This is a genomic window from Tardiphaga sp. GW821-FHT12E02 (assembly GCF_058807155.1).
On sequence record NZ_JBXAQK010000001.1, the window covers coordinates 3884938 to 3909211 of the forward strand.

At 62.5% G+C, this 24274-nt stretch carries 15 protein-coding genes and 1 pseudogene; 7 read left to right on the forward strand and 9 right to left on the reverse strand.

The genetic code is table 11. The annotated features are described in order from the left end of the window. Positions 1–184 precede the first annotated feature (184 nt). On the forward strand, positions 185–1402 hold the full coding sequence (locus AC1RQ5_RS18400) for an MFS transporter (RefSeq protein WP_398476539.1): 1218 nt from the start codon (positions 185–187) through the stop codon (positions 1400–1402). A 106-nt stretch (positions 1403–1508) separates the two neighbouring features. Next, a complete protein-coding gene (locus AC1RQ5_RS18405) occupies positions 1509–3203 on the forward strand; it encodes a methyl-accepting chemotaxis protein (protein ID WP_398476541.1) in 1695 nt (564 codons plus the stop codon). 72 nt (positions 3204–3275) lie between these two features. Here the strand turns inward: AC1RQ5_RS18405 and AC1RQ5_RS18410 are convergent, their stop codons facing one another. Continuing rightward, positions 3276–4046, reverse strand: coding sequence for an SDR family NAD(P)-dependent oxidoreductase (locus AC1RQ5_RS18410; RefSeq protein WP_493200845.1), 771 nt, complete (start codon positions 4044–4046; stop codon positions 3276–3278). Between the two features lie 112 nt (positions 4047–4158). Next, positions 4159–5382, reverse strand: a complete 1224-nt coding sequence (locus tag AC1RQ5_RS18415; RefSeq protein ID WP_493200847.1) for an ABC transporter substrate-binding protein — start codon at positions 5380–5382, stop codon at positions 4159–4161. A 221-nt stretch (positions 5383–5603) separates the two neighbouring features. Here AC1RQ5_RS18415 and AC1RQ5_RS18420 point away from each other — a divergent pair, with 221 nt between their 5' ends. Then, entirely contained in the window at positions 5604–6347 is a 744-nt protein-coding gene (locus AC1RQ5_RS18420) for an IclR family transcriptional regulator (RefSeq protein ID WP_398476548.1), read from the forward strand. 31 nt (positions 6348–6378) lie between these two features. Here the strand turns inward: AC1RQ5_RS18420 and AC1RQ5_RS18425 are convergent, their stop codons facing one another. Next, positions 6379–10041: a YhdP family protein gene (locus tag AC1RQ5_RS18425; RefSeq protein ID WP_493200849.1), complete on the reverse strand. Its 3663-nt coding sequence runs from the start codon at positions 10039–10041 to the stop codon at positions 6379–6381. 528 nt (positions 10042–10569) lie between these two features. On the opposite strand from AC1RQ5_RS18425, the pseudogene AC1RQ5_RS18430 reads away from it, so the two are divergent. The 3 genes and pseudogenes from AC1RQ5_RS18430 to AC1RQ5_RS18440 all read left to right on the forward strand — a co-directional run. Continuing rightward, positions 10570–11049 (forward strand): annotated as a pseudogene (locus AC1RQ5_RS18430) (peroxiredoxin); the annotation flags it as partial. Between the two features lie 110 nt (positions 11050–11159). Then, positions 11160–12524 (forward strand): M23 family metallopeptidase, encoded by a 1365-nt coding sequence (locus AC1RQ5_RS18435; protein ID WP_493200851.1) that lies wholly within the window; start codon positions 11160–11162, stop codon positions 12522–12524. A gap of 72 nt (positions 12525–12596) precedes the next feature. Further along, entirely contained in the window at positions 12597–14759 is a 2163-nt protein-coding gene (locus AC1RQ5_RS18440) for a carbamoyltransferase C-terminal domain-containing protein (protein ID WP_493200853.1), read from the forward strand. 74 nt (positions 14760–14833) lie between these two features. On the opposite strand, the gene AC1RQ5_RS18445 is transcribed toward AC1RQ5_RS18440, so the two are convergent. Continuing rightward, the gene (locus AC1RQ5_RS18445) at positions 14834–15814 is read right to left on the reverse strand and encodes a Bug family tripartite tricarboxylate transporter substrate binding protein (RefSeq protein WP_398476557.1); all 981 of its coding nucleotides are present in this window, start codon (positions 15812–15814) and stop codon (positions 14834–14836) included. A gap of 151 nt (positions 15815–15965) precedes the next feature. Further along, complete coding sequence (locus AC1RQ5_RS18450; RefSeq protein WP_493200854.1) at positions 15966–16835, reverse strand: fumarylacetoacetate hydrolase family protein; 870 nt, start codon at positions 16833–16835, stop codon at positions 15966–15968. 260 nt (positions 16836–17095) lie between these two features. On the opposite strand from AC1RQ5_RS18450, the gene AC1RQ5_RS18455 reads away from it, so the two are divergent. Next, complete coding sequence (locus AC1RQ5_RS18455) at positions 17096–17722, forward strand: helix-turn-helix domain-containing protein (RefSeq protein ID WP_398476561.1); 627 nt, start codon at positions 17096–17098, stop codon at positions 17720–17722. Between the two features lie 99 nt (positions 17723–17821). On the opposite strand, the gene AC1RQ5_RS18460 is transcribed toward AC1RQ5_RS18455, so the two are convergent. The 4 genes from AC1RQ5_RS18460 to AC1RQ5_RS18475 all read right to left on the reverse strand — a co-directional run bounded on the left by AC1RQ5_RS18460 (position 17822) and on the right by AC1RQ5_RS18475 (position 23779). Continuing rightward, positions 17822–18211 carry a hypothetical protein gene (locus AC1RQ5_RS18460; RefSeq protein ID WP_398476563.1) on the reverse strand — a complete coding sequence of 130 codons (390 nt, stop codon included), beginning with the start codon at positions 18209–18211 and terminating at the stop codon, positions 17822–17824. 158 nt (positions 18212–18369) lie between these two features. Beyond that, a protein-coding gene (gene prfB / locus AC1RQ5_RS18465; protein ID WP_493200856.1) for a peptide chain release factor 2 occupies positions 18370–19501 on the reverse strand; the annotation gives its coding sequence in 2 pieces (ribosomal slippage) (positions 18370–19431 and positions 19433–19501; 1131 coding nt in all). Between the two features lie 193 nt (positions 19502–19694). Beyond that, positions 19695–22184, reverse strand: coding sequence for a penicillin-binding protein 1A (locus AC1RQ5_RS18470; protein ID WP_398476567.1), 2490 nt, complete (start codon positions 22182–22184; stop codon positions 19695–19697). Between the two features lie 299 nt (positions 22185–22483). Next, entirely contained in the window at positions 22484–23779 is a 1296-nt protein-coding gene (locus AC1RQ5_RS18475) for an N-acetylmuramoyl-L-alanine amidase (RefSeq protein ID WP_493200858.1), read from the reverse strand. Between the last annotated feature and the right edge of the window lie 495 nt (positions 23780–24274).

The following is a 24274-nucleotide window of genomic DNA, read 5'->3' on the forward strand; positions in this document are numbered from 1 at the left end:
AAAACCCATGCTGCCTTTCGCTGCGGCAGGCTCCGCCGATGGGTTATCACTCCGGCGCTTACGCGCCTGCGCTCAACCCATCCTACGGCCTTCTGCATAGCCGTATTCATCCAGCGCACTTGTCCATGGCGAGCGAAGCGCGTCCCATGACGCCATCGCAATCGCCGTGGAAGAAGAGCGCCCGATGGATTTGAAGTCGTCCCAACGGACGGGACTGACCGTCCTCGGTCTCTGTTTTACACTCTCGCTGTTTGGCCGCGGGCTACAGGAGAGTTTTACGGTTTTTCTGCTGCCGGTGTCGCAGTCCTTCGGCTGGGATCGCGGCGACGTCGTGTCGATCTATTCGCTCACGGCGCTCTGTGTCGGACTGTCGTCTCCGTTAGTCGGGCGATTGTTCGATCGGTCGGGCCCCCGAACGGTTTTCCTGACGGGCCTCGCCGTGCTCGGCTGCTCCCTGCTCGCCGCCGCATATTCACAACAACTCTGGCAATTTCAGCTCACGATGGGGCTGTGCTTCGGCTTCGCCGTGGCCTGCATCGGCAATGTGCCGAATGCACTGATGCTGGGGCGCTGGTTCGGCAAACGTCTGCCGACGGCGATGTCGGTCGTTTATTCGGCCACCGGCGCCGGCGTCCTCATCATGCTCCCGCTCGCCCAGTTGCTGATCGATCATTTGGATTGGCGCGGCACCTATCGTGTATTCGGCTTTGCGGCGCTTGCGCTGATGGTGCCCTTGCTGTTCTTCCCCTGGCGCAAGTTCAGTGCTGGCTCGCCGCATCTTGAGAAGCAAAAGGGCGGCGACGATCTGATCGACGAAGGCTGGACGCTGCTGTCGGCGATGCGCCATCACGCCTTCTGGGCTCTATTCGGCACGTTCTTCTTCACTGCCATCGGCATGTACGCCATCACGCCACAGGTCGTGGCCTATCTGGTCGATGCAGGCTTTCCACCACTGCAGGCGGCGACCGCATGGGGCTTCAGCGGCATCGCGCTCCTGTGCGGCATGATCGGCATCAGCTGGCTGGACGGCGTGATCGGGCGGCGACCGTCGATCCTGTTCAGCTATTCTTGCTCCCTGCTCGGCATCGCCATGCTGTGGCTGCTGCAATGGTATCCAAATTACATCCTGCTCACCGGCTTCGTGATCTGCTTCGGCAGCATGATCGGCTCGCGCGGCCCCCTCCTCTCCGCAACAGCGATGAAGATCTTTCGCGGCAAGCGCGTTGGGACGATTTATGGCGCCATTACCTTCGGCAGCGGCCTTGGCGGCGCGTTGGGCTCGTGGAGCGGAGGTCTTCTGCATGACTGGACGCAGAGCTACAACTCACTGCTCGCCTTTGCGCTCATCAGCGTCGTGCTCGGCATGATCCCATTTCTCGTTGTGCCGGCGCTGCGCAACTGACATTGGCCGCGTTCGCCGCGCGAACAAGTTGAGTACCTCACGATTCACGATTGATAAGCGACTCGCTGGTACAAGAATGCCAGTTCTGCCCTTCCTTGAGGTCGCCATGAGTTTGCTCAGCCGTTTTACGATCCGCACCAAGCTCACCAGCATGGTGCTGGTCTCCGCCGCGTCGATCTGCGCCGTCATCGCAGTCGCTGCATCGCTCAGTCAGAAGCGCATGCAGGAAGACCGCATGGAGCAGCTCCACACCGGCGTCGATCTCATGGTCGGCATGGCGGAGAGCATGCAGGAGCAGATCACCGCCGGAAAGCTGACGCTGGCCGACGCTCAGATGCAATATCGCCAGCTCGCCAAGAACATGTTCTTCGGCAACAAGCAGGGCTATCTCGTCGCCTACAAGCCTGACGGCGTGTTGCTGGTGAATGCCGGCAATACCAAGCTCGAAGACAAGTTCACCGGCGCCAAGGATTCCAACGGCGTGCTGATCTCGAAAGCGATCATCGACGCCGGCAAGCAGAGCGTGAATGGCGGCACGACCTATTATCTCTATCCGCGCCCTGGCCAGACCGAGCCGACGGCAAAGATGGTCTTTGCCCGGCACTACGCGCCCTGGGACATTACATTCTCGACGGGTCTCTATATCGACGACCTCGACTCCGACTTCCGCGCCCTGCTCATCCGTCTCGGCTCGCTGGGCGCCGCCGTGCTTGGCGTGATGGCCTTGCTGTCCTGGCTGATCGCCAGCGACATCCTCGGCGCACTGCGCCGCCTGCAGGCCCGCATGCATGAGATCGCCAATGGCGCCCTCGACCAGAACGTGGCCGAAACCGATCGCGGCGATGAAATCGGCCGCATGGCCGAGACGCTGGAAATGCTGCGCCAGACCTCGCTGACCGCCCGCACGCTGCAGGCCGAGCAGGCCGCGCTTGAACAGCGCAGTGAAGCCGAGAAGCGCGATGCGCTGATTGCGCTTGCCGACAGGTTTGATGCCTCGGTCGGCCAGCTCGTCGGCCTGATGGCTTCGGGCTCGACCGAACTGGAAGCCACCGCGCAGTCGATGTCCGGCACCGCGGCCCGCACCAATGATCAGGCCGGCGTGGTCTCCACCGCCGCCACGCAGGCCAGCACGCGTGTTCAGACCGTCGCTGCCGCGGCTGAAGAACTGTCATCATCGATCTCGGAGATCGCGCGCCAGATGGCCCAATCGGCCAAGATCACCACCCATGCGGTGGAGAGCGCGCGCCGCACCGACAGCATCGTCCGTGCGCTGGCCGAAGGAGCGCAGCAGATCGAGGACGTGGTCGAACTGATCTCGACCATTGCCGCCCAGACCAATCTGCTGGCGCTTAACGCCACCATCGAAGCCGCCCGCGCCGGCGATGCCGGTAAAGGTTTCGCGGTGGTCGCCACCGAGGTGAAGAGCCTCGCCGGCCAGACCGCCAGCGCCACCAAGGAAATCAGCACCCGCATCGCGCAGATCCAGGGTGCAACCAAGGAAGCCGTCGAGGCGATCCAGGGCATCACCACGACCATCGAGGAAGTCAGCGCCATCGCCACCACGATCGGCTCGGCCATCGAGGAACAAGGTGCAGCGACTGCCGAGATCGCCCGCAACGTCACCCAGACTGCGCAGGCAACTCAGGACGTCACAACGAATATCGGCGGCGTCACCAATGCGGCGCATGAGACCGGCAATGCCGCGACCATGGTGCTGAGCGCCGCTTCGGGTCTGTCGAAGCAGGCCGAGCAGCTCACCGGCGAAGTGAACACGTTCCTGGCCGGCGTTCGCGCTGCTTGATCCAACTCTCGCAAAGCCAAGGGCGCGGTCATCGCTGACCGCGCCCTTTTTTGTTTGGTGAGGTCGCGGAGATCAGCGCGCGGTGAAGCCGCCATCCACCGGCAGTGCCACGCCGGTGACGAAGGTCGACTCATCCGACGCCAGCCACAGCGCGGCATTCGCCACGTCCTCCGCCTTGCACAGACGACCCATCGGCACGGCGGTGAGCAGCTTGGTCTCATTGGCCGCAGCTTCAGCCGCGATGCCCGAACGGCCGGTGAAACCGAGCTTCATCGGCGTATCGGCAAGACCGGGGCAGATCACATTGACGCGAACCTGGTCGGGCGCAAATGTCTGGCAGAGCGACTTGGTGAGGCCGACCACGGCAAACTTCGCCGCCGAATAGATCGGGCTCATCATCGAGCCGACCATGCCCGACACCGACGACGTGAAGATCACCGAACCGCCACCGCGCTTGCGCATATGCTTGACCACCTCACCCGCGCCGATTGTGGCCGACGTGACGTTGAGCGCCATGGCGAATTCATAGGCCTTGAGGTCGAGATTTTCGACACCGGCCGGACCGGGTGTACCGGCATGCGCCCACAGGATATCGACACCGCCAAGCGCCGTCGCTGCGTCATCGATCGAGCTCTTCATCTCGTCGGTCTTCGACAGATCCGCCTGGATGGTGATGAGGTCAAAACCCTTGGCCTTCATGTCGGCCTTGAGCTGCGTCAGCGCCTCGGCATTGACGTCCACCGCTGCGACCTTCGCGCCCTCCTTGAGGAACAGCTCGACACCGGCGCGGCCCATGCCGGACGCGGCAGCGGTGATGACGGCGAGTTTATTGGCGAGACGCATGGTTTTGTCCTTCTTGTGGTGGTTACGAAGATAAAAAAGAACGCGCAGCGCGGGGTTACCGGCACCTGCGCGTCCAAGTCTTGGGAGTCCTAAGTCTCGGGAGTAAGAGACGTTACTTGATCAGCGGGCAGCCACCGTCCTTCAGCGGACGGAAGGCGGTCTCGGCCGGGATCGTCGCCACGACGTTGTAGTAGTCATAGGGCTTCTTCGATTCAGCCGGCTTCTTGACCTGCAGCAGATACATGTCGTGCAGCACGCGGCCGTCCTCACGCAGCGTGGTCTTGCCGAACAGCGGATCGTCGAACGTGCCCATCTCGCGGATCGCCTTGACGACGGCGACGCCGTCCTTCGGCGAGCCGACCTTGGCGACGGCCTTGAGGTAAGTCAGCGCGGCTGAATAGGCGCCGGCCTGGTTCATGCTGGGATAGCGGCCGTTATTGCGCTTCGCAAAGCGCTCGCCGAATTCGCGGGTCTTGTCGTTGAGATCCCAATAGAAGCCTTCGGTGAGTTGCAGGCCCTGCGCGGTGCTGAGGCCGAGCGAGTGCACGTCGGAGATGAACATCAGCATCGCCGCGAGCTTCTGACCGGCCTGAACGATGCCGAATTCCGATGCCTGCTTGATCGCCTTGATGGTGTCGCCGCCGGCATTGGCGAGCGCGATGACATTGGCCTTCGATGCCTGTGCCTGAAGGAGATAGGACGCAAAATCGTTGGAATCCGTCGGATGCTTGATGCTGCCGAGCACCTTGCCGCCATTGGCATTGATGACCGCGGTGGCATCGCGTTCAAGAGAAGCACCCAGCGCAAAATCGACCGTGAGGAAGAACCAGTCCTTACCGCCGGCCTTGGTCATGGCATCGGCCGTACCGTGCGCCAGTGCCCAGGTGTCGTAGGTCCAGTGCACCGAGTTCGGCGTGCAGGCCTTGCCAGTAAGGTCCGATGTGCCCGATGCGGTGAACAGCGCGACTTTGTTGAGCTCAGCAGTCAGCGGCGCAACGGCAAGCGAGGTGGCGCTGGTCGGGATATCGACGAGCACATCGACGCCTTCGGTCTCGTACCACTTGCGCGCAATGTTACGCGCAATGTCGGGCTTGTTCTGCGGATCGCCCTGGACGACCTCGACCTTGAACTTGTCGGCGCCGGGCAGCTTGTTGAAATCCTCGACGGCCATCTTCGTGGCCTCGAACGAGCCCATGCCGCCGATATCCGAGAAAATGCCGGACATGTCGGCGAGCACGCCGAGCTTCACGGGCGTCTGAGCCGACGCCATCGGCGCCGACAGAGCGCCGAGTGACAGCGCCAGCACGGATACGGCAAGTGTACTGCGAATGGTCATTATTCCTCCCCTGACCGAAATCGGCGACGCAGCGGCTACCCCGTCGTCGCTCAAAAATTCTTGTTTATGAATTCATAAGACCTATACATGAATTAGATGTCAAGACGCTCCGAACCTGTCCAGATGGCTTCCAAAGGCCATTTGGCGTAACGGAGCCAACCAGAACGTGCAGTGATGCAGGCGCCCAGAAGCCGGGTTGCCCTCAGGGAAGAACCAATTCGATGCTGGTCAGGCAGGCAGCCAATGTTCTGGAATTGATGGAGTATTTCGCGCGTCGCAAACGGCCGGCGACGCTGGCGGAGATCTCCGACGACCTCGGCTGGCCGCGCTCCAGCACCTTCAATCTCGTCGGCACGATTGCCGACAAAGGCTGGCTGTACGAGCCCCGCGCGCGCAACGGCTATTATCCCAGCCCCCGCTGGCTCACCCTCGCCCGCACCGTCGCCGAAGCCGAGCCGCTGCCGGACGCCGTGCATGCGCTGGTGCTGGAGATCGCCGACAAGACCGGCGAGACCACTGCCATCGCCGCACTCGCGGGCACCAACGCGATCTTCCTCGATGTGGTCGAATGCTCACATTCGGTGCGCTATTTCGCACAAATCGGCGATCGGGTCCCCGTTTATGCGAGCTCCGTCGGCCGCGCGATTCTCGCGCAGCAAACGCCCGAAGAACGGCGCGCGATCTATCGGAAGATCAGGTTCGAGCCGTTTTCGGACACGACACCTTGCTCAGTTGAGGCAATCGAAACATCGCTCAATGAAGCGGCCACGCGCGGCTACCATCAGAGTTCGGCAGAATATATTGCAGATCTCGCAGGCGTCGCAGTGCCCCTGCCGGTCAATCACCGACGGCTGTCGCTCGTCGTTGCAGGCCCAACATCGCGGTGCCTGAACCGGCGGCCCGAAACCGCAGCGACAATTCTGGCATGCATCGAGCGCTTCAAGACTGAGACTTCAAATAGCTGACTGACTTCGTGCGCCTGCCGACGCTGCGCGATCAATTGCTATTATTGTTCTGGTTCGGAAACTCGACAGAGTTGTTCTGCTTGCCTGTACTGAAGTCGAAAATCTTTCGCGTAATTCCCGGTGCGATGGCCGACAGCGGATTGACGCGCAGTACCGGCGCCCCGGGCGTACCGACGACTTCATAGGTCACGCCGAACAGGCCTTCATTGCTGCCGCCACCTAGAAACAGGCCGACCACCGGGATCTGGCCGAACATATTGTTCAGCCCATACATCGGCACGAAGGTGCCGCTCATGCGCACCTGATTGGCGTTGTAGTCGATATTGCCCTCGATGGTCGCACCGACCGATGGCCCCTGCACCAGGCCTTCGCGCACGGTCATGAGGCCGTTCTGCCGGACAAATTCCGCGCGTAAGCGCGTGAACGCGATGCCGCTGTTCTGCGCGCCGGGCGGACCACCGGACGCAGCAACGCGCTCGAGCGACGCTTCACCCTTGACCGTAAAGTTGCGCACATTGATCAGGCCTTCCTTCGGACGGGTGTCCGTGGAAGGCGTGTCCATTGCCAGCGCGAGCTGGCCGCCGAACATTTTCGAATAGGTGTCGGTCACGCGCAGGAACGCGCCAGCATCGTTGGTTTCGATGAAGATGACATCGCGCCCGGCGCCTTGCGACTTGCCGCGCATGTCGCCCGTGAGCGGTGTGTCACGGCCCAGCTTGCCGGTCAGCGCGAATTTCGAGATCGTACCATTGCGGCGCGAGACCTTGGCATCGACGCTGCGCACGGCCTCGCCATAGAAGCCTGCGACAGCGCCCAGTTTGACGTCGATATCGAAATCGACCGTCTTGGCCTTGCTCTTGGTGTCCGGTTCCTTGCCGCCAGACATCGCGCCTTTCAGGAAGCCGCGCCCATCGAACACGTCACCCCGCATGGTGACCTTGAGAACACCATCATTGCCGCGTTCGGCCCTGATCGAGGTCTTGTCGCCTTCGGAGGGCGAATAGGTCGGGAAATTGACGTTGACCAGATCGCCATTCTGATCGAGTTCGACCGATCCCTTGATCGTGGCACCGGCGCCATCAACCGTGATGTCTTCGAGACGCGTCGAGTCCCCCTTCTTCACCACATTGAACGCAGCCTTCGCCGACTTGCCGGCAACCTTGGCCCAGCCCGGCAACAGATTGTCGAGCTTCAGGGGCGTCAGGTCGGCTTCGATATTGAACTTGCTGTCACGATCGCCGCTGCCGATCTTGCCGTTCAACTTCAGCGGCAGCGCGCCAACGACGGCAGTACCGAGATCGACGCCCATGCGTGCTCGGCTGGCATCGTCCAATGTCGCGCTGAGACGCACATCCGCATCGCCCTCGGTCGGCTTGCGATAATCGAGTTGTCCCGACTGGCCGTTGATCTTGATGTCGCCGCGGACCTGATAGCCTTGATTGTTGGCGGCGATCTTCAGCGTATTGGCTTCGACCTTCTGGTTCATCACCAGCTTGTCGGCGGAGAAATCCTTGAGATCGGCGGTTACGTTGTAGGTCGTGTCAGCCTTGGTGAGTTCGTGCTGGATCGGCATGCCCATGGCGACCTGTGCGGTCACATTGCCCTTGATGGCATTGGGATCGAGCATGTTGCCGGAGGCTTCGCTCAAGCGATCGGAATTCAGCACCTCGACGACGCCGGGCGCGGGTCCGTCGAGCTTGAAACGGATGCGCGACGGCGACGGCTTTGGCGCCATGTCCGGCACTTCGAATACGACGTCGCTCAGGTTGAGCTTGCGGCCGCCGGGCGTATCCACATTGGCCTGGCTGATCGTCACCGTTGCGGTGCGGCCGGTAATCCGTGCGCGCAGATCACCGTCATGCACCGCAGGCAAACCGTCCACCGGTCGCAGCGAGACATCATTGGCGATGATGGACACATTCAGACCGTCATCCGGAATCGGCGGACCGCGACGCGTGAGATTCTTGGTCGGCGAATTCACGCCGATCTCGATGCGCTGCAGATTGCCCGCCTCGATACGCTCGATCACCCATTCGCGCACCTCGGGCACAATCAGGATCGGCCACATGCGCTTGAGCGCCGAGGCGTTCATGGGCGTGCCGGCAAAGCCGAGCTTCATCCGCGGCTCGCCCGCGTAATCGACGCTGCCGGTGCCGGCGACACCGAGTTCACCATTGCTGATATTGGCCTGGGTCAGCGACACCAGCCGATTGTCGGGATCGAATTTGGCGCGAATGGAGATGTTATTGAAGATCAGTGGTGCTTCGCTGGGCGTGCGGCCACCAAGCACGATGGTGCCGCCACTCAAACCTGCCTGCCACGCATTCGACGTACCGTTCGGCGGCTCCACATGGGCCAGCAGCGTCACGCGGTTTGCACCTGAAATGACCTTGAACGGCGCCAGCAAAACGCGGCGGCCGGCGTCCCATTCGAAGCTTATCTCGGCGCTGTCGATCGGCATTGGATAGTCGGGCGTATCATTGTCGATGATATCGCCCGCGCCGGCCGTCAGCTTGCCGCGCAAATAGGTCGGCACCCCATCGCGGCCGATCTCGCCCCTGAGTTCGCCCGTCAGCGGGATATCGGCGCTGTAAGTGAGATCCTTCATCCGCAGCGCCAGCAGGATGTTCTTGGTCGAGACCTTGTCCGCCTTCAAATCAACCGAGCGCACGCCGTTGCTGGGGGCGCCGATATTGACGCCAAGCGACCACGGCGCCTTGCCGCCCTCGCCGACCGTGAGCGCGACGCCGCCGCCGCTCGGCCGCCGCAGGCTCAGCGAGATGTTGTTGAACTCCCATTTGTTGCCACGCTGCTGGTCATCAACGACGAGCCGGCCATTCTTGAGACCGACCTCGTTGAGGTTCTGGCCATCAAGCCCCGACAGCGTCAGCGTATCCAGCCAGTCGAGACCGGCGAGAATGCCCGAGGGTGCCTCGCGCGGCGCAGGCGTCGCGCCCGGTGCCGGCTGAACCTGCACGACTGGCGGCTGCGGCTGGCGCGGGAAAGTGAGTTCCGGTTGCTTGGCCGGACCGAGCCAGGCACCAGGCACGCGTGGCGATGCCATGCCGGTGGCGATCGGCCTCTCATTAGTGCCGGTCGAGACGGTCACCTGCCCGTCCGGCGTGATGCGCACGGCGAGCGCGACATCGACCAGATTGAGGCTCTCGGCCCGCATGCGTCCCATCAGAACAGACGCGAAGGAAATCTTCACTTCGGCTTTCGGCGCGCTGGCGATGACGGCGCGGTCCCGATCACGCACGACGATGTCGCGAATGCGCACGGCCATGCGGACGCGGCCAGCGCGTTCGATCTGGGTTCCGCCGATTTCGACGGTATTCCCTTCGCCGATATTGTCCTGGATCGCATCTGCCAGCCATGGTGTGGCCATGTCGAAATTGATCGGGCCGGCGCCGAGCCGCCACCACAACACCGCGAAGCAGACGGCAGAGACGATAAACAGACCACCAAAGACCGTGACGATGCGCTTACCCCAACGACCGCGGGGCCGATGTCCGCCGCGCGACCGGAAGCGATCACCGAGGCGGTGCCAGATCGAGGATTTCGGCGACAGCAATTTACGCGCACGGTCATGGCCAGCCGCATAGTGCTGGCGATCCCATTCGGAATCGTCCCACTGCGTGGACCGGTCATCGGCGCGCGGACGAGGCGCTGCGGGTGGCTTGCTCTTTGCCATGTCCTCTAGGTGCCGGGCCTCTCAGGGGTGGCGCTGATTGCGAGATCGATCGCTACCGACAGTTTGCATCGATCTGTGACGAACGCCCAACTGCCGGCAGGACTGCCAATCCCGAATGTGAATACTAGCTCGTCGTGGTCGTTGCAGCCCACGATGGAAAACCTATGGGCGCGGGCAACGTGTATCGTTTCGAATCCTTTGGTCAGCATACAGCGCGACCAGTGCTTTTGCACCGCACCGTCACCCCGGAGGCTCCGCGAAGCACGCCTGCAATTCAACCACAGTGACCGTCCGAAAGCGACGAAAGGAAGGCGTATGTGCAAGAAATTGCGCGAGAATCCCTCGAAAGCCGGACAGTCGGATGACCTGCCGCGCACCCGGATCAATGGCCCGGATGGCGTCCCGCTGCGGCCATCCGCCTCGTCGCAACACCGACGCCGGATTTCGACCATGGAGCCGTTCGCCAGCCTCAGATAAGACGGCCATACGAAACGCGGATGACGAAGGGACGGCTCAATGGCCAAAGCAGCGAAAACGGCGACGACTGACCCGATGGAGGGCAAGAAGGCGCCCGCCTTCAAGCTGCCGCGCGATGGCGGCGCGACCGTCGCCCTGTCGGACTACGCAGGTCGCAAGCTGGTGATTTTCTTTTATCCACGCGCCAGCACCCCCGGCTGCACCAAGGAAGCGATCGACTTCACCCGCCTTGCCGCCGACTTCGAGACTGCCGACACCGCCGTGCTCGGTGTCTCCGCCGATCCGCTGAAGGCCCAGGAGAAGTTTCGCGACAAATACGAACTCGGTATGCCGCTGCTCTCGGACGACAAGCAGACGATGCTGACGGCCTATGGCGCATGGGGCGAAAAGAAGTTGTACGGCAAGGCGTTCGAAGGTGTTCTTCGCAGCACGGTGCTGATCGGCCGCGACGGCAAGGTCATCAAGGCATGGCGCAATGTGAAAGTGGACGGGCACGCCGATGCGGTGCTGGCCGAAACATTGCGGCATTAACCCATTTCCAAATTGATGGATGTCATTTAGCTGGAATTAACCATGCCCGGCTCAAATCCCTCCCGTAGTTGAGCCCGCCGACGAGTCTCCCGGCGGGCGCGGGAGTGCTGATGTCGAACCGTCCTGTCCAATATGCCGAGTACCCTCAGCACCACGCTCACGACCACGGACGGCCTCAACCGCGCCGCGTCGCCCCCGCCAAGCCGCCAGCCTCCATGGCCACACGGCAGAGCGACTACACGATCGCGCATCGTGGCAAGCAGGTTCGTATCGGGCCCGTGGTGTTCTGGATTGTCGTCGGCACGGTGACCGTGCTTGGCGCCTGGTCGGCCGCCACTGCCACTTATTTCGCATTTCGCGACGACGTGCTGACCAAGCTGATCGCCCGTCAGGCCGATATGCAATACGCCTATGAGGACCGCATCGCCGAGCTGCGCGCCAAGATCGACCGCACCACCAGCCGCCAGATGCTGGATCAGGAGCAGTTCGACAAGAAGCTCGAACAGGTGCTGCGTCGCCAGAACCAGCTGGAATCCCGCGCCAGCGCGCTCGGCAGTGTGCCCGACCTGTCGGTCACCGGTTCGATCCCGCCGACGAAAGCTCCCGGTCGCGGCGCATCGCTCGACACGAATTCGATGCCCAGGCCCTCGCCGATCAGCGACACCGTCACATTCGTTGCACCGCCGGACCGCGAAGCGCGGCTGGAATCACGCGCGCCCGTTCTGGCAGCGCCGCCGCAGACCCAGGTCGCCAAGCTTGGTGGCGCCGACAATGTGATCGACCGCCTGCAGGCCTCGCTCGATCGCGTCGAAAGCAAGCAGCTCGCGGCTTTGAGCTCGACGGAAGAAGCCATCGACTCCAAGGTCCGCCGCATGCGCGGCGCCATCGCGGATCTCGGCCTCAACATGGCCAAGCTGGAGGCCGCCGCACCGCGTGGCGGGATGGGCGGGCCGTATATTCCGGTCAAACTCTCAGCCAATGCGGACCCGTTCGAGCGCCAGCTCTATCGCCTGCAACTCACCCGCTCGCAGATGGACAAGCTGAATCGCACCATGGCACAGGTGCCCTATCGCAAGCCCGTCGTCGGCACCGTCGAATTCTCATCCGGTTTCGGTGTGCGCAGCGATCCGTTCCTCGGCCGCCCGGCCATGCATGCCGGCCTCGATTTCCGCGGCTCCACCGGCGATCCCATCCGCGCCACAGCCAATGGCCGCGTCGTCTCCGCAGCCTATGCCGGCGGCTACGGCAAGATGGTCGAGATCGACCACGGTAACGGCCTTTCGACCCGCTACGGCCATATGTCGGTGATCCAGGTGAAGGTCGGCGACACCATCAAGATCGGCCAGGTGATTGGCCAGGTCGGCTCCACCGGCCGCTCCACCGGTCCGCATCTGCATTATGAAACCCGCATCGATGGCGAGGCCGTCGATCCGCAGAAGTTCTTGCGCGCAGGCGTTCGTCTCAGCGCCAGCTGAGACACTGACGGGCATTGTTGGCCTGCCCGCGATGTGATTGAAGCGACATCGAAACCCATCGAGGTCGCCCGCGTGACATCCCCCCGACGCATTGGTCCCCGCTATCCCCGCCTCGGCCGGTTCTGCTTCCGCGCCACGCGACGGCTGACGACATGGGTGATGTCGCTGGCAGGCTTTCACGCCAATGACAGCCACTTCACGGTTCGTCGCATTGATGAACTGCGTGCCAAACTGGCGCGCGGCGAAACCGTCTATCTCGCCGGCCTGGGATTGCCCGGCACGCACAATTCCGGTGTTGCGCTGGTCGAGGTCACGCAGGACCACGGCCCGCGCCTGATCGTCAACAATGAAGAAGAGCGGTTCTCCGGCGACAAGCATACCACGCAATATCCACGCGCAGCGCTGGATGCGATGCGCGGCACGCTCCGCGCGATGGGCAAAGACGTCACTGATATCGATGCGTGGCTGACAAGCTGGGATTATCCTGATCTCGTCGGCACGCTGGTGCGCAGCATCGTGGAGGAGTTTCCCGACGGTTTGAAACTGCTACGCACGAAAAATTCCGTCAGCTTCGATGCCAAGCGCCTCGAACAGATGACGCGGACGCCAAAGCTGCTGCGCAAGCAATTCGGCCTGTCCGCGCGCGTCCCGCTCTTGATGATGCCGCATCACGACAATCATGCATGGTTCTCGTTTGCCGCCTCGCCTTTCCCTGATGACGAGCCCGTGGCAATCGCCGTGCTCGACGGCACCGGCGATCTTGGCTCGGTCTCGACCTATGTGGCGCAGGGCGGCACGATCACGAAACTGTATTGCAACGACAGTGTCTTCGACTCCCTCGGCGCTTTCTACAGCGTGATCTCCTCCACCCAGGGCGGCTGGACATGGCTCTCCAGCGAGGGCCGCTATATGGGCGCTGCCGCCTGGGGGGATATGGATCGCGCCAGCAACCCCTATTATGCGCGCCTGCGCGAGGTGCTGGACTTCGGCCCTGACGGCGAGATCAAGCTCAATCGCGCCGTGGGCAACTGGTATTGCGACCCGTTCGACCATCCCTACAAGCAGCCGCTGATCGACATTCTCGGCCCGCCGCTGAAGCCTGATCAATTGTGGAATCCCGATGCGGTGCTGCGCGTCGAGGACATCCAGCACCGGCCCGATACCCAGGATCGCCTCGACAAGGCCGCAGCAACGCAGCTGGTGTTCGAGGATGCGATGATCCATGTCGTCGCCGGTCTCTTGCGCAAGACGGCCGCACATCGCGTCGTGCTGACCGGCGGCGTCGCACTCAACGCACTCGGCAATATGCGATTGCTCGAACATTTCGACGAGGCGTGGTTCACCCGCGAGCAAGGCCGCAAGACGCGCCTGCATCTATGGATGCCGCCGACGCCCGGCGACCCCGGCGTCACCATCGGCGCGGCCTGGATCTTTGCGCACCTCATCGGCGCGCCGCGGGGTGCACCGATGACGCATGCGTTCTATTGTGGCGATGCACCGGCGGCGCAGGACATTGCAGCCGTTCTCAGGGGTGATGACATCAACTCAAAGATCATCGGCGAGATCTCGACGTCAGACGGCCTCGACGCCGTCGCCGATCTGATGGGCTATCTCGTCGCACAAAACAGCATTATCGCGCTTTACCAGGGCGCGGCCGAAACAGGCCCCCGCGCGCTCGGTCATCGCTCGATCCTCGCCAATCCCTGCGACGCAGCCACGCGCGAACGTCTCAACGAACGCGTCAAATATCGCGAAGCCATCCGCCCGCTGGCACCGATGGCGACCCGCGAAGCGGCGCTGGAATATTTCGATCTGCTGGATGGCGCGTCAGACGCTGACTACCACGCCTACAATTACATGGTGCTGACGGCGCAATCGAGGCCGCATGCGCGTGAAAAAATCCCGGCGGTCATTCATGCTGATGGCACCGGCCGCATCCAGATCGTCCGTGCCGAGGACGATCCACTCACGCACGCGTATCTGAAAGCGCTCGGACGCCATATCGGCGTCGAGCTGTCGGTCAACACGTCGTTCAATGTCGCCGGTCCGATCGCGCAGACGCCGCAACAGGCCGTCGAAACCCTGCGCCGCTCGGCGGGGCTCGACGTGGTATTCATGGTAGCCGGCGACGGCACCGTCACCGCCGCATGGCACGGCGGTGAGCGGGACAACGGCCGGTTTACGACGGGATACGAGCGATGGAAAAGCCGTAGGGCGAATGAGGCGAAGCCGTAATCCGCCACAGAGTTTCCACCATCAAATCGGCCGGCGGATGACGCTTCGCGCATCCGCCCTACGATCATGTCTCGTTAAACCTTGCCGATCTTCTTGGCTGTGGCAACGAGACGTTCGCTGTCCTTTGCCACGAAGGCCGCAAAGGCTTCCGAGTCCTGATAAGCGGGCATGTTGCCGGCTGCCTCAAAGACCTTGGTCACTTCCGGATCCTTCATCGCGTCCCGCATGGTGTCACGCAGCTTCGTCAAGACCGGCGCGGGCATCCCCTTCGGCGCGAACAGGCCGGCCCAGATGTAGAACTCCACATCGGGATAGCCGATCTCCTTGAAGGTCGGCAGGTCCGGGAAGGCCGCAAGACGCTCGCCGCCGAAATTGGCGAGGACGCGCAGCGTGCCGGCATCGACATGCTGCTTGAGCGTGCCCGGGGCCGAGGCCAGCGCCTGAATCGTACCGCCGATAAGATCGCTGACAGCAGGTGCTGCGCCGCGATACGGCACGTGGAGCATCTTGATGCCGGCTGCGAGCGCGAACATCTCCATCGAGACATGAAGCGTACCGAAAGGGCCAGACGAGCCATAGGAGATCGCACCAGGACGCGCCTTGGCATCGGCGACGAATTCCTGGATCGTCTTCCACGGTGCGCTGGCCGGCACGGCGAACAGCGTGGGATCCGCGAGCACGCGTGCCACCGGCTGCAGTTGATCGACTTCGTAAGCGACCGGGCGGCCATAGATGCGATCCGACTCCGGCAGCACCGCGAGCGACGACAGCGTCATCAGCAGCGTGTGCCCGTCAGGCGCTGCGCGTGCGACAGTCGCATTGCCGAGCGATCCGCCGGCACCGCTGCGGTTGTCGATGATCACGGCCTTGCCGAGTACTTTCTGCATGTAGTTCGCGATCGGGCGCGCAGCGATGTCGGCCTGCCCGCCTGCGGGGAATGGCACGACCATGCTGATATTCTTGCTGGGCCAGGCTTCCTGCGCATGCGCAGTCTGGCCGGTCAAGGCAAGGGTCGACAGGCCGCCAAGGCCTGCAAGGAAATCACGGCGCTTCATGGTTATCTCCCGTTTATTGTATTCGGCAACACATCTGATGCGTGTGTCGATGGACGTACCACTCCCATAAGAAGTGGAGTTCTCGAAGCTTGCGGGTTTTGCGCACGGGGCGGAGATCGCCCCATACGTCCTGATTGCGGTCGTCAGGCGATCAGCCGACCGGATTTTCCAGCCGTCCGATGCCGCTGACTTCGACCGTCACAACATCGCCCTTCTTCAGGAAGCGCGGCGGGGTGAAACCGAGGCCGACGCCGGCGGGCGTGCCCGTTGCGATGACGTCACCGGGCTCCAGCGTGATGCCGGCGGAGAGCGTCTCGATCAGGGTCGGGATGTCGAACACGAGATCGGCGACCGATGCGTTCTGGCGGAGCTCGCCATTCACGAATGTCTTCAGATGCATCTTGGTCGGATCCGGCATCGCGTCTGCAGTGATGATCGCCGGGCCCATCGGGCAGAAGCCGTCGATGCCCTTGCCGATAAACCACTGGCGATGCTGGTGCTGCAGCGTGCGTGCGGTCACGTCATTGATGATCGTGTAACCGAACACATGCTTGAGCGCGTCGGCCTTCTTGATGCCACGACCACCGCGGCCGATGATCACCGTGAGTTCGCCCTCATAGTCCGTGCTGTCGGTCGTATCGAGATATTGCGGGATCGCGGCGCCCTGCCCGATCACCGTGCTCGACGGCTTGGTGAAGATGACAGGATATTCCGGCACGACTTCCTTGGCCGAGGAGTCATAGCCGCTGCCTGCGAATTCCTTGGCGTGCTCGAAATAGTTCTTGCCGACGCAGAAGACGTTTCGCGCCGGGCGCGGGATCGGAGCCAACAGCTCAAGGCCGGCGATCGGCAGCGCTGCGCCGGCAGCACCAGCAATGCTGTCCTTCAGATTATCGTAGTTTGCGATCAGGGTGAGCATGTCCGGCGCGACGGTGGCCGGCAGCGGCTGGACTTTAGAAAGCGCCTCGTCCGCAATACCGACGGTCAGCCGGCCTTCGTGCCTGAATGTGACAAGGTGCATGGTTTCCTCCTGATATTCGCTTTTGGGGCGGCTGGCGCGCCGCGTCTCCTATGGGTACGATTATCTTCGATGGGAGATTTACGCAAGCGGCCGGTTCCGCATTTTTCCTCTTTAGAAGACGCGACTAATCGTCTCTTAACGCCGTCGAGTCCTGAAGATCATGCAGCCGACGCCACTGATTTCGGCCCGCAGGATGTGACATCGCGCAAAACCGAGCCTAAAGTAGAATCGATTTTATTATGGATGGAGCGACACGCGATATGGCGAAGGCAGCGGTACGGACGGTCGTACGTGAAGACCCCGTCAGCCGCGCATTCGGCGATCGGGTCCGCACATTGCGTGAAGAAGCCGAACTCACGCTGGAGCAGCTCTCCAAACAGTCCGGTGTCAGCCGGGCGATGCTGTCCAAGGTCGAGCGCGGCGAGAAGAGCCCGACCATCGGCGTCGCTCGCCGCATTGCGCTGGCCCTCAACACCTCGTTTTCGTCTCTCATGGGAGACGATGACGGGCCGCGACGCGCCTTTGCAATCGTACGCAAGGACCAGCGGCCGGTGTTCCGTGACGCAGAAACCGGCTTCGAACGCTTCCTGTTGTCGCCGGTGATGGCGGGAATGTCCGTCGAAGTCGCGCTGCATCACCTGCCGCCGAAAACCTCGACAGGTGAGTTGCCCGCCTACCCCGCTGGCACATCGAAACATGTTCTGGCCACACGTGGAAAGGTCACCGTCAAGACCAAGGACACGGAGACGGTGCTCGACGAAGGCGACTCGCTTTATTTCGAGGTGGATGTCGAACACTGGTTCGAGAACCGCACCACGCGCGCCTGCGAGTATTATCTGGTGATCTCGGCACCACCATCATTCGGGCGACGCGACGGCAAGGGTTGAACGTAGGGCGGATGAGCGAAGCGTCATCCGCCGCGGAGTTTGAACCATGAAGTCGGCCGGCGGATGACGCCTTCGGCTCATCCGCCCTACGACCTCAAGCTACTTCTTCAAACAAAGTCCGACAGTCGGCGTCGTCGCGCATTTCACGCCGTCCGGTGCACCGCCGCTCGGGCACAGTACCGAGACGAGCGTCTCGCTCGCATCGCATGTGACCGCGCCATCGGCCTGCACGGCGCGGAAGGCCGGAGCCGCCTCGCCTTTATCACCCTTGTCGCCCTTCTCGCCTTTGGCGCCTGGCGCGCCCTGCGGACCTTGCGGCCCCTGCGCGCCGACCTGCCCTTGTGCGCCCGGCACACCCTGGACGCCTTGCGCGCCCTGTGGGCCTGCTGGACCCTGCGCGCCCGGATCACCCTTTGGTCCGGGATCGCGGCCGCAGCCGCTGACCATCAAGGCCACGCCGATCGCGAGAACTGGAAAGATTTTTATCATGCCCATACCCCTTGATTTGACGCCACCACGAGCGATCGCGCCGGGACAATCCAGCGGCATCGGTCATGTTCCGGCACGGGGATGATATCGAGGGAGATACGGAAGGAAAGCGAACGAACTGCGACGTCTCTGTTTCAAGACGCCGCAGTCGCCGGAGTTTAGTCCACGTCGTCAATGGCGCCCGGCGTGGTGCCGAAGGCGCGCTGGGCCAGGGTCGCGGCCATGAACTCGTCGAGATCGCCGTCGAGCACGCCGGACGTGTCCGAGGTCTGCACGCCCGTGCGAAGGTCTTTCACCATCTGATACGGCTGCAGTACGTAAGAGCGGATCTGGTGACCCCAGCCGATATCGGTCTTGGCAGCCTGATCGGCGGCGGCCTTCTCTTCGCGGCGCTTCAATTCGATCTCATAGAGACGCGCACGCAGCATGTCCCATGCCTGGGCGCGGTTCTTGTGCTGCGAGCGGCCGGCCTGACAGACCACGGCAACGCCGGTCGGAATATGCGTCAGACGCACGGCGGACTCGGTTTTGTTGACGTGCTGACCGCCAGCGCCGCCCGACCGCATCGTATCGACGCGGACATCGGATTCGGCGATGTCGATCTTGATGCTGTCATCGACAACCGGGAAGATCGCGACGCTCGAGAACGAGGTGTGCCGACGAGCATTGGAGTCGTAAGGCGAGATGCGCACCAGACGATGCACGCCGCCCTCGGTTTTCAGCCAGCCATAGGCATTGTGCCCGGAGATCTGGATGGTCGCCGACTTGATACCGGCTTCTTCACCCTGGGTTTCTTCGAGATATTCGACCTTGAAGCCGTGTTTTTCAGCCCAGCGCGTATACATGCGCAACAGCATCGAGGCCCAGTCCTGGCTCTCGGTGCCGCCGGCGCCGGCATGGACTTCGAGATAGGTGTCGAAACGATCGGCTTCGCCAGACAGCAGCGCTTCCAGCTCGCGGCGCGCCACTTCCTTCTTCAAGGCCTTCAGCGCGTTTTCGGCTTCGGTCACGATGCTCGCATCGCCCTCGGCCTCGCCGAGTTCGATCATCTCGACATTGTCGTCGAGTTCACGCGTGACCTTGCCGATGCCCTGCAGCGAATCCTCAAGCGAGGTTCGCTCCTGCATCAGTCTTTGAGCCTTCTGGGGATCGTTCCAGAGATTGGGGTCTTCGGCGAGAGCGTTCAGCTCTGCGAGTCGTGCCGTGGATGCATCGACGTCAAAGATGCCTCCTCAGCAGCCCGACTGACTGCTCAATCTCTTCTACGAGGCGTTCGATTTCAGCGCGCATGAAAATTCCGTTTGGTTGGGCGCGTGTGTAACCGCCGCGCCCGCCTTATTCAACCCGTCTCTGCTCCGTCCCTCATGGTGAGGAGGCGCAAAGCGCCGTCTCGAACCATGAGATCGCTTGGCTCTGAGCTTGCGGCCATCTTCGAGACGCGGCCAAGTGGCCGCTCCTCAGGATGAGGGACTGTGTTTACCGATCAATACAGCCCACCGGTTCCCGGACGCATGAAGGTGCGATCCGTATCCGGCGAAATCTGCTGCGCACCGCCACCATCGGCGACGCCGATCACCGAATAATTGTCCGGCGGCGCCGTGCCCGGCTTGAAGGCTTCGAGGATGGTGCGGCCGGTATCGCCCGGACCGGCGCGCATGCCGGTCTTGGCATCGACACGGATCAGCTTGATGCCGGCCGGTACCTTGAACGGCACCGCAGGCTTGTCAGCCAGCGCCAGTTTCATGAAGTCCTTGGCGATTGGCGCCGACAGCACACCACCGGTGCCGCCGCGGCCGAGATTACGTGGCTTGTCGTAGCCGACATAGATGCCGACCACCACATCCGGCGAGAAGCCGACGAACCAGGCATCCTTCTCGTCATTGGTGGTGCCGGTCTTGCCGGCGATCGGCTTGCCGACCTCGCGCATGACGGTCGCGGTGCCGCTCTGCACCACGCTCTCCATCATCGACGTGATCTGATAGGCCGTCATCGGGTCCATCACCTGCTCGCGACGATCGACGAGCTGCGGTTCGGGCTGGTTCTTCCAGCCTTCCGGCGCCTCGCAGCCACGGCATTCGCGCTGGTCGTGCTTGAAGATGGTGTGGCCATAGCGATCCTGGATACGATCGATCAGCGTCGACTTCACGCGGCGTCCACCATTGGCGAACATCGAGTAAGCCGTGACCATGCGCATGACGGTGGTTTCACCGGCGCCGAGTGCGTAGGACAGATAATTCGGCAGTTCGTCGTAAACGCCAAAGCGCTTGGCATATTCGCCGATCAGCGGCATGCCGACATCCTGCGCCAGACGCACCGTCACGGTGTTGAGCGAGCGCGTCAGCGCGTTGCGCATGGTGGTCGGGCCGTAATATTTGCCGGTCGAATAGTTCTCAGGACGCCAGACACCGTTGCCCGAGCCCTGATCGATTTCGATCGGCGCGTCGATCACCACCGTCGATGGCGTGTAGCCGTTGTCCATTGCCGCCGAATAAACCAGCGGCTTGAACGACGAGCCGGGCTGGCGATAGGCCTGCGTGGCGCGGTTGAACTGGCTCTGGTCGAAGGAGAAGCCGCCGACCATCGCGAGCACGCGGCCAGTGTTTGGATCCATGGCCACCATGGCACCGGAGACTTCCGGATACTGGCGCAGCCGGAATTGCCCCTCGATCACCGAACCATCCTTCTGGGTCAGCGGATCGACATAGATGACATCGCCGGCGCCCAGCACCTGCGACACCGCCGTCGGAGTCTTGCCGCGGGTCGCACCGGCCGCGGGCTTGGCCCAGCGCACACCTTCGAGCGAGATCAGACCGGTCTGGCGATCCTTGGACACGGCGCCGCCGAGTTCGCGACCGGGCTGGAAGCCGATGCGCGCCGACTGGTCGGAGACGTCGAGCACGACGGCCATCTTCCACGGCGAAATGTCGGAGAGCGATTTGACTTCAGCGAGCTTCACGCCCCAGTCGCCGGAAATGTCGATCTTGTTGGTCGCGCCGCGCCAGCCGCGTGCCTCGTCATAATTGACGAGACCATTGACCATGGACTTGCGCGCCATGACCTGCATCTTGGGATCGAGCGTGGTGCGGACCGACAGGCCGCCTTCATACAGCTTCTTCTCGCCGTAGCGCTCGAGGATGTCGCGGCGCACTTCCTCGGCAAAATACTCGCCGGCGAAAATGTGGGCATGGCTGCCGCGGCCGGTGACGGTCAGCGTTTCCTTGCGCGCCTTCTCCGCATCGGCCGACTTGATCCAGCCGTTCTCGACCAGACGATCGATGACATAATTGCGGCGTTCGACGGCGCGATCGCGGTTCTTCACCGGATGCAGCGTGGACGGCGCCTTCGGCAGCGCTGCGAGATAGGCCGCTTCCGACACGGTCAGCTCGTTCACCGACTTGTCGAAATAGACCAGCGATGCGGCGGCGATGCCGTAGGCGCCAAGGCCGAGATAGATTTCGTTCAGGTACAGTTCGAGGATCTTGTCCTTCGAATAGGTCCGCTCGATGCGCATCGCCAGCAGCGCTTCCTTGATCTTGCGATCGAAGGAGACTTCGTTGGTGAGCAGGAAGTTCTTGGCGACCTGCTGGGTGATCGTCGATGCACCCTGCGGGCGACGGTTCGAGCCAATGTTCTGCAGATACAGCAGACCGGCGCGCGCCATGCCGGTGTAGTCGAGACCGCCATGCTCGTAGAAATTCTTGTCTTCGGCGGCGAGGAACGCGTTCACGACCAGTTTCGGAATCGCCTGGATCGGCAGATAGAGCCGACGCTCCTTGGCATATTCGCCGAGCAACTGACCGTCGGTCGCATGCACGCGGGTCATCACCGGCGGCTCGTAGTCCTGCAGCTGCGAGTAATCCGGCAGGTCCTTGGAGAAATGCCAGATCATGCCGGCAGCGGCCGCGACGCCCACAAGGAACACGACGGTTCCCGCGGCGAACAAGAACCCCATAAACCGCACGAGCAGACGCATGTTGAGACGATCCGTTTCAGTCGCTGTGCGGCCATATAGCACAAATGGCAGCCGCCGGGGGCGAAAGTCAGCTAAAATCAAACGACTAGAGACGCCCACAGCCACCTGAAGCGGTGGCCGATTCTCCGGCCGCGGTACGGATTTTATAGAGTGTGCGCTGTGGCCAAACTAGGGCTTTGCGCTCGTAGGATGGGTTGAGCGCAGCGAAAACCCATCATTCTGTCGATTCAGGCAGGCTCCGCCGATGGGTTATCGCTTCGGCGCTACCGCGCCTTCGCTCAACCCATCCTACGGCCTCATTAATTCGCGCCCGCCGAGACCATGTGCTTGGCGAAATAGCCGTCGATGGACTTGGCGACCGCCCCCACCGTCTTGGAGCGCCAGTTCTCCGACATCAGCGACTGCAGATCGTCCTTGTTGGAGACATAGCCGAGCTCGATCAGCACCGACGGTACATCAGGCGCTTTCAGTACCCGGAAACCGGCGGATTTCAGCGGATGCTTGTGCATCCGGGTTGTCACTTTCATCTCGCCGACCACCATGCGGGCGAAGCGGCCGGAAAATGTCTTGGTCTCGCGCTGGGCGAGATCGATGAGAATATCGGCGACTTCGGTCGGCTCTTCGGTGAGATTTACGCCACCGATGGCATCGGCCTTGTTTTCGAGGTCGGCGAGTCGCTGCGCCTCGGCGTCCGACGCCTTGTCCGACAGTGTATAAACTGTCGCCCCTTGCGCATCGCCCTCGCCCTTGGGCAGCGCGTCGGCATGGATCGAGACGAACAATGCCGCCCCCGCGCTCCGCGCCATTTTCACGCGATCATCCAGCGCGACGAACGTATCGTCCGCGCGGGTCATCACGATGCGGTACTTGCCGAGTTTCTCGAGCCGGTCGCGCAGCGCGAGGCCGAAACCGAGCACGATGCCCTTTTCGCTCTCGCCGCCCGCCTGGGTGCCGTTATCAACGCCGCCATGGCCGGGATCGATCACCACGACCGGGCGGGTATCGGTCGTCGTCGCAGGTCCGGCGCTCGCCACCACGGCCGTCGATACCGGCGGTGGCGTCACGCTGCCGGTAATGCCAGGCCGCAACTCTGGCCGGTTCTCCACCGCCAGCCCCTGCACGAAGGTCGTGCGATCCACGGCTTCCAGCTCGATCACCATTCGCGCCGGCTGGCCATTGGCGGGATCCAGCGCCGTGGCGCTCTTGATTTTCACGGGCTTGGCGAGGTCAAGCACCATGCGCGAGCCACCGGGCATCACCATGCCGTAGCGGAAAGCCTTGATCAGACCGCGCGCCACTGTCCCTGCGCCGGGATCGAGGTGGAAAGCGACCTGCGGCATGTCGATGACCACGCGATAGGGGTCCGCCAGCGTGAAAGCGCGCACCGACACCTTGCGGTCGAGATCGAGGATGAATCGGGTCTGTTTTTCGTCGCCGGCGATGCGGATATCGGAGGCGACAGGGAGCGACGCCTCAGCTGGTTTGTCTGCGGAAACTTCCGACGCGGCCCAGGTATCCGAACACCAGACAAACGCCAGCGTGGCGCTCGCAAGCGCCATTCCCAGCAAAACGGTGTGGTTTGCGCGGCGCGTCAAGCGAATCCAGTGCCTCCGGAGCAGCCCATCCCTAGCCCATTAGAATCACAGGGTTAACTTGCGTTTAATGACGCGAAGACGAATTCCCCGGACTGTTGCAAGGCTGTGACGCTTCCCTTGCCAGCGCCCCTCATTCCACGTATGTACGAAGAGCTGACGGATTAACTCCCGGTTGTGTCGCGTTCAACCTCCCGGTGCAGCGTTCATCTCGCCGATAACCTATCGGAGACCTGAGCGTTTTTGATCATCCCTCCAAGACCAGCGCCGGGCGCGGTTTTTGAAGAGGTGGTCCTGGCCCGAGCGGTGTCCGGTCCCTGGTTCTTTCTCGCTTACGGGGCGGTTTCAGACACGACATGACCGAAAACTCCGGCCCTTACCGGCCGAGTTAGCGACAACCGGCGCACGCATTCGCGTGGCGCCGGACGTCAGCGCAGGCGGTGCCTTTGCCGCCCAAAAGTTTAGACGGGCCGACGCTTGATGCGCCAGACTGTGATG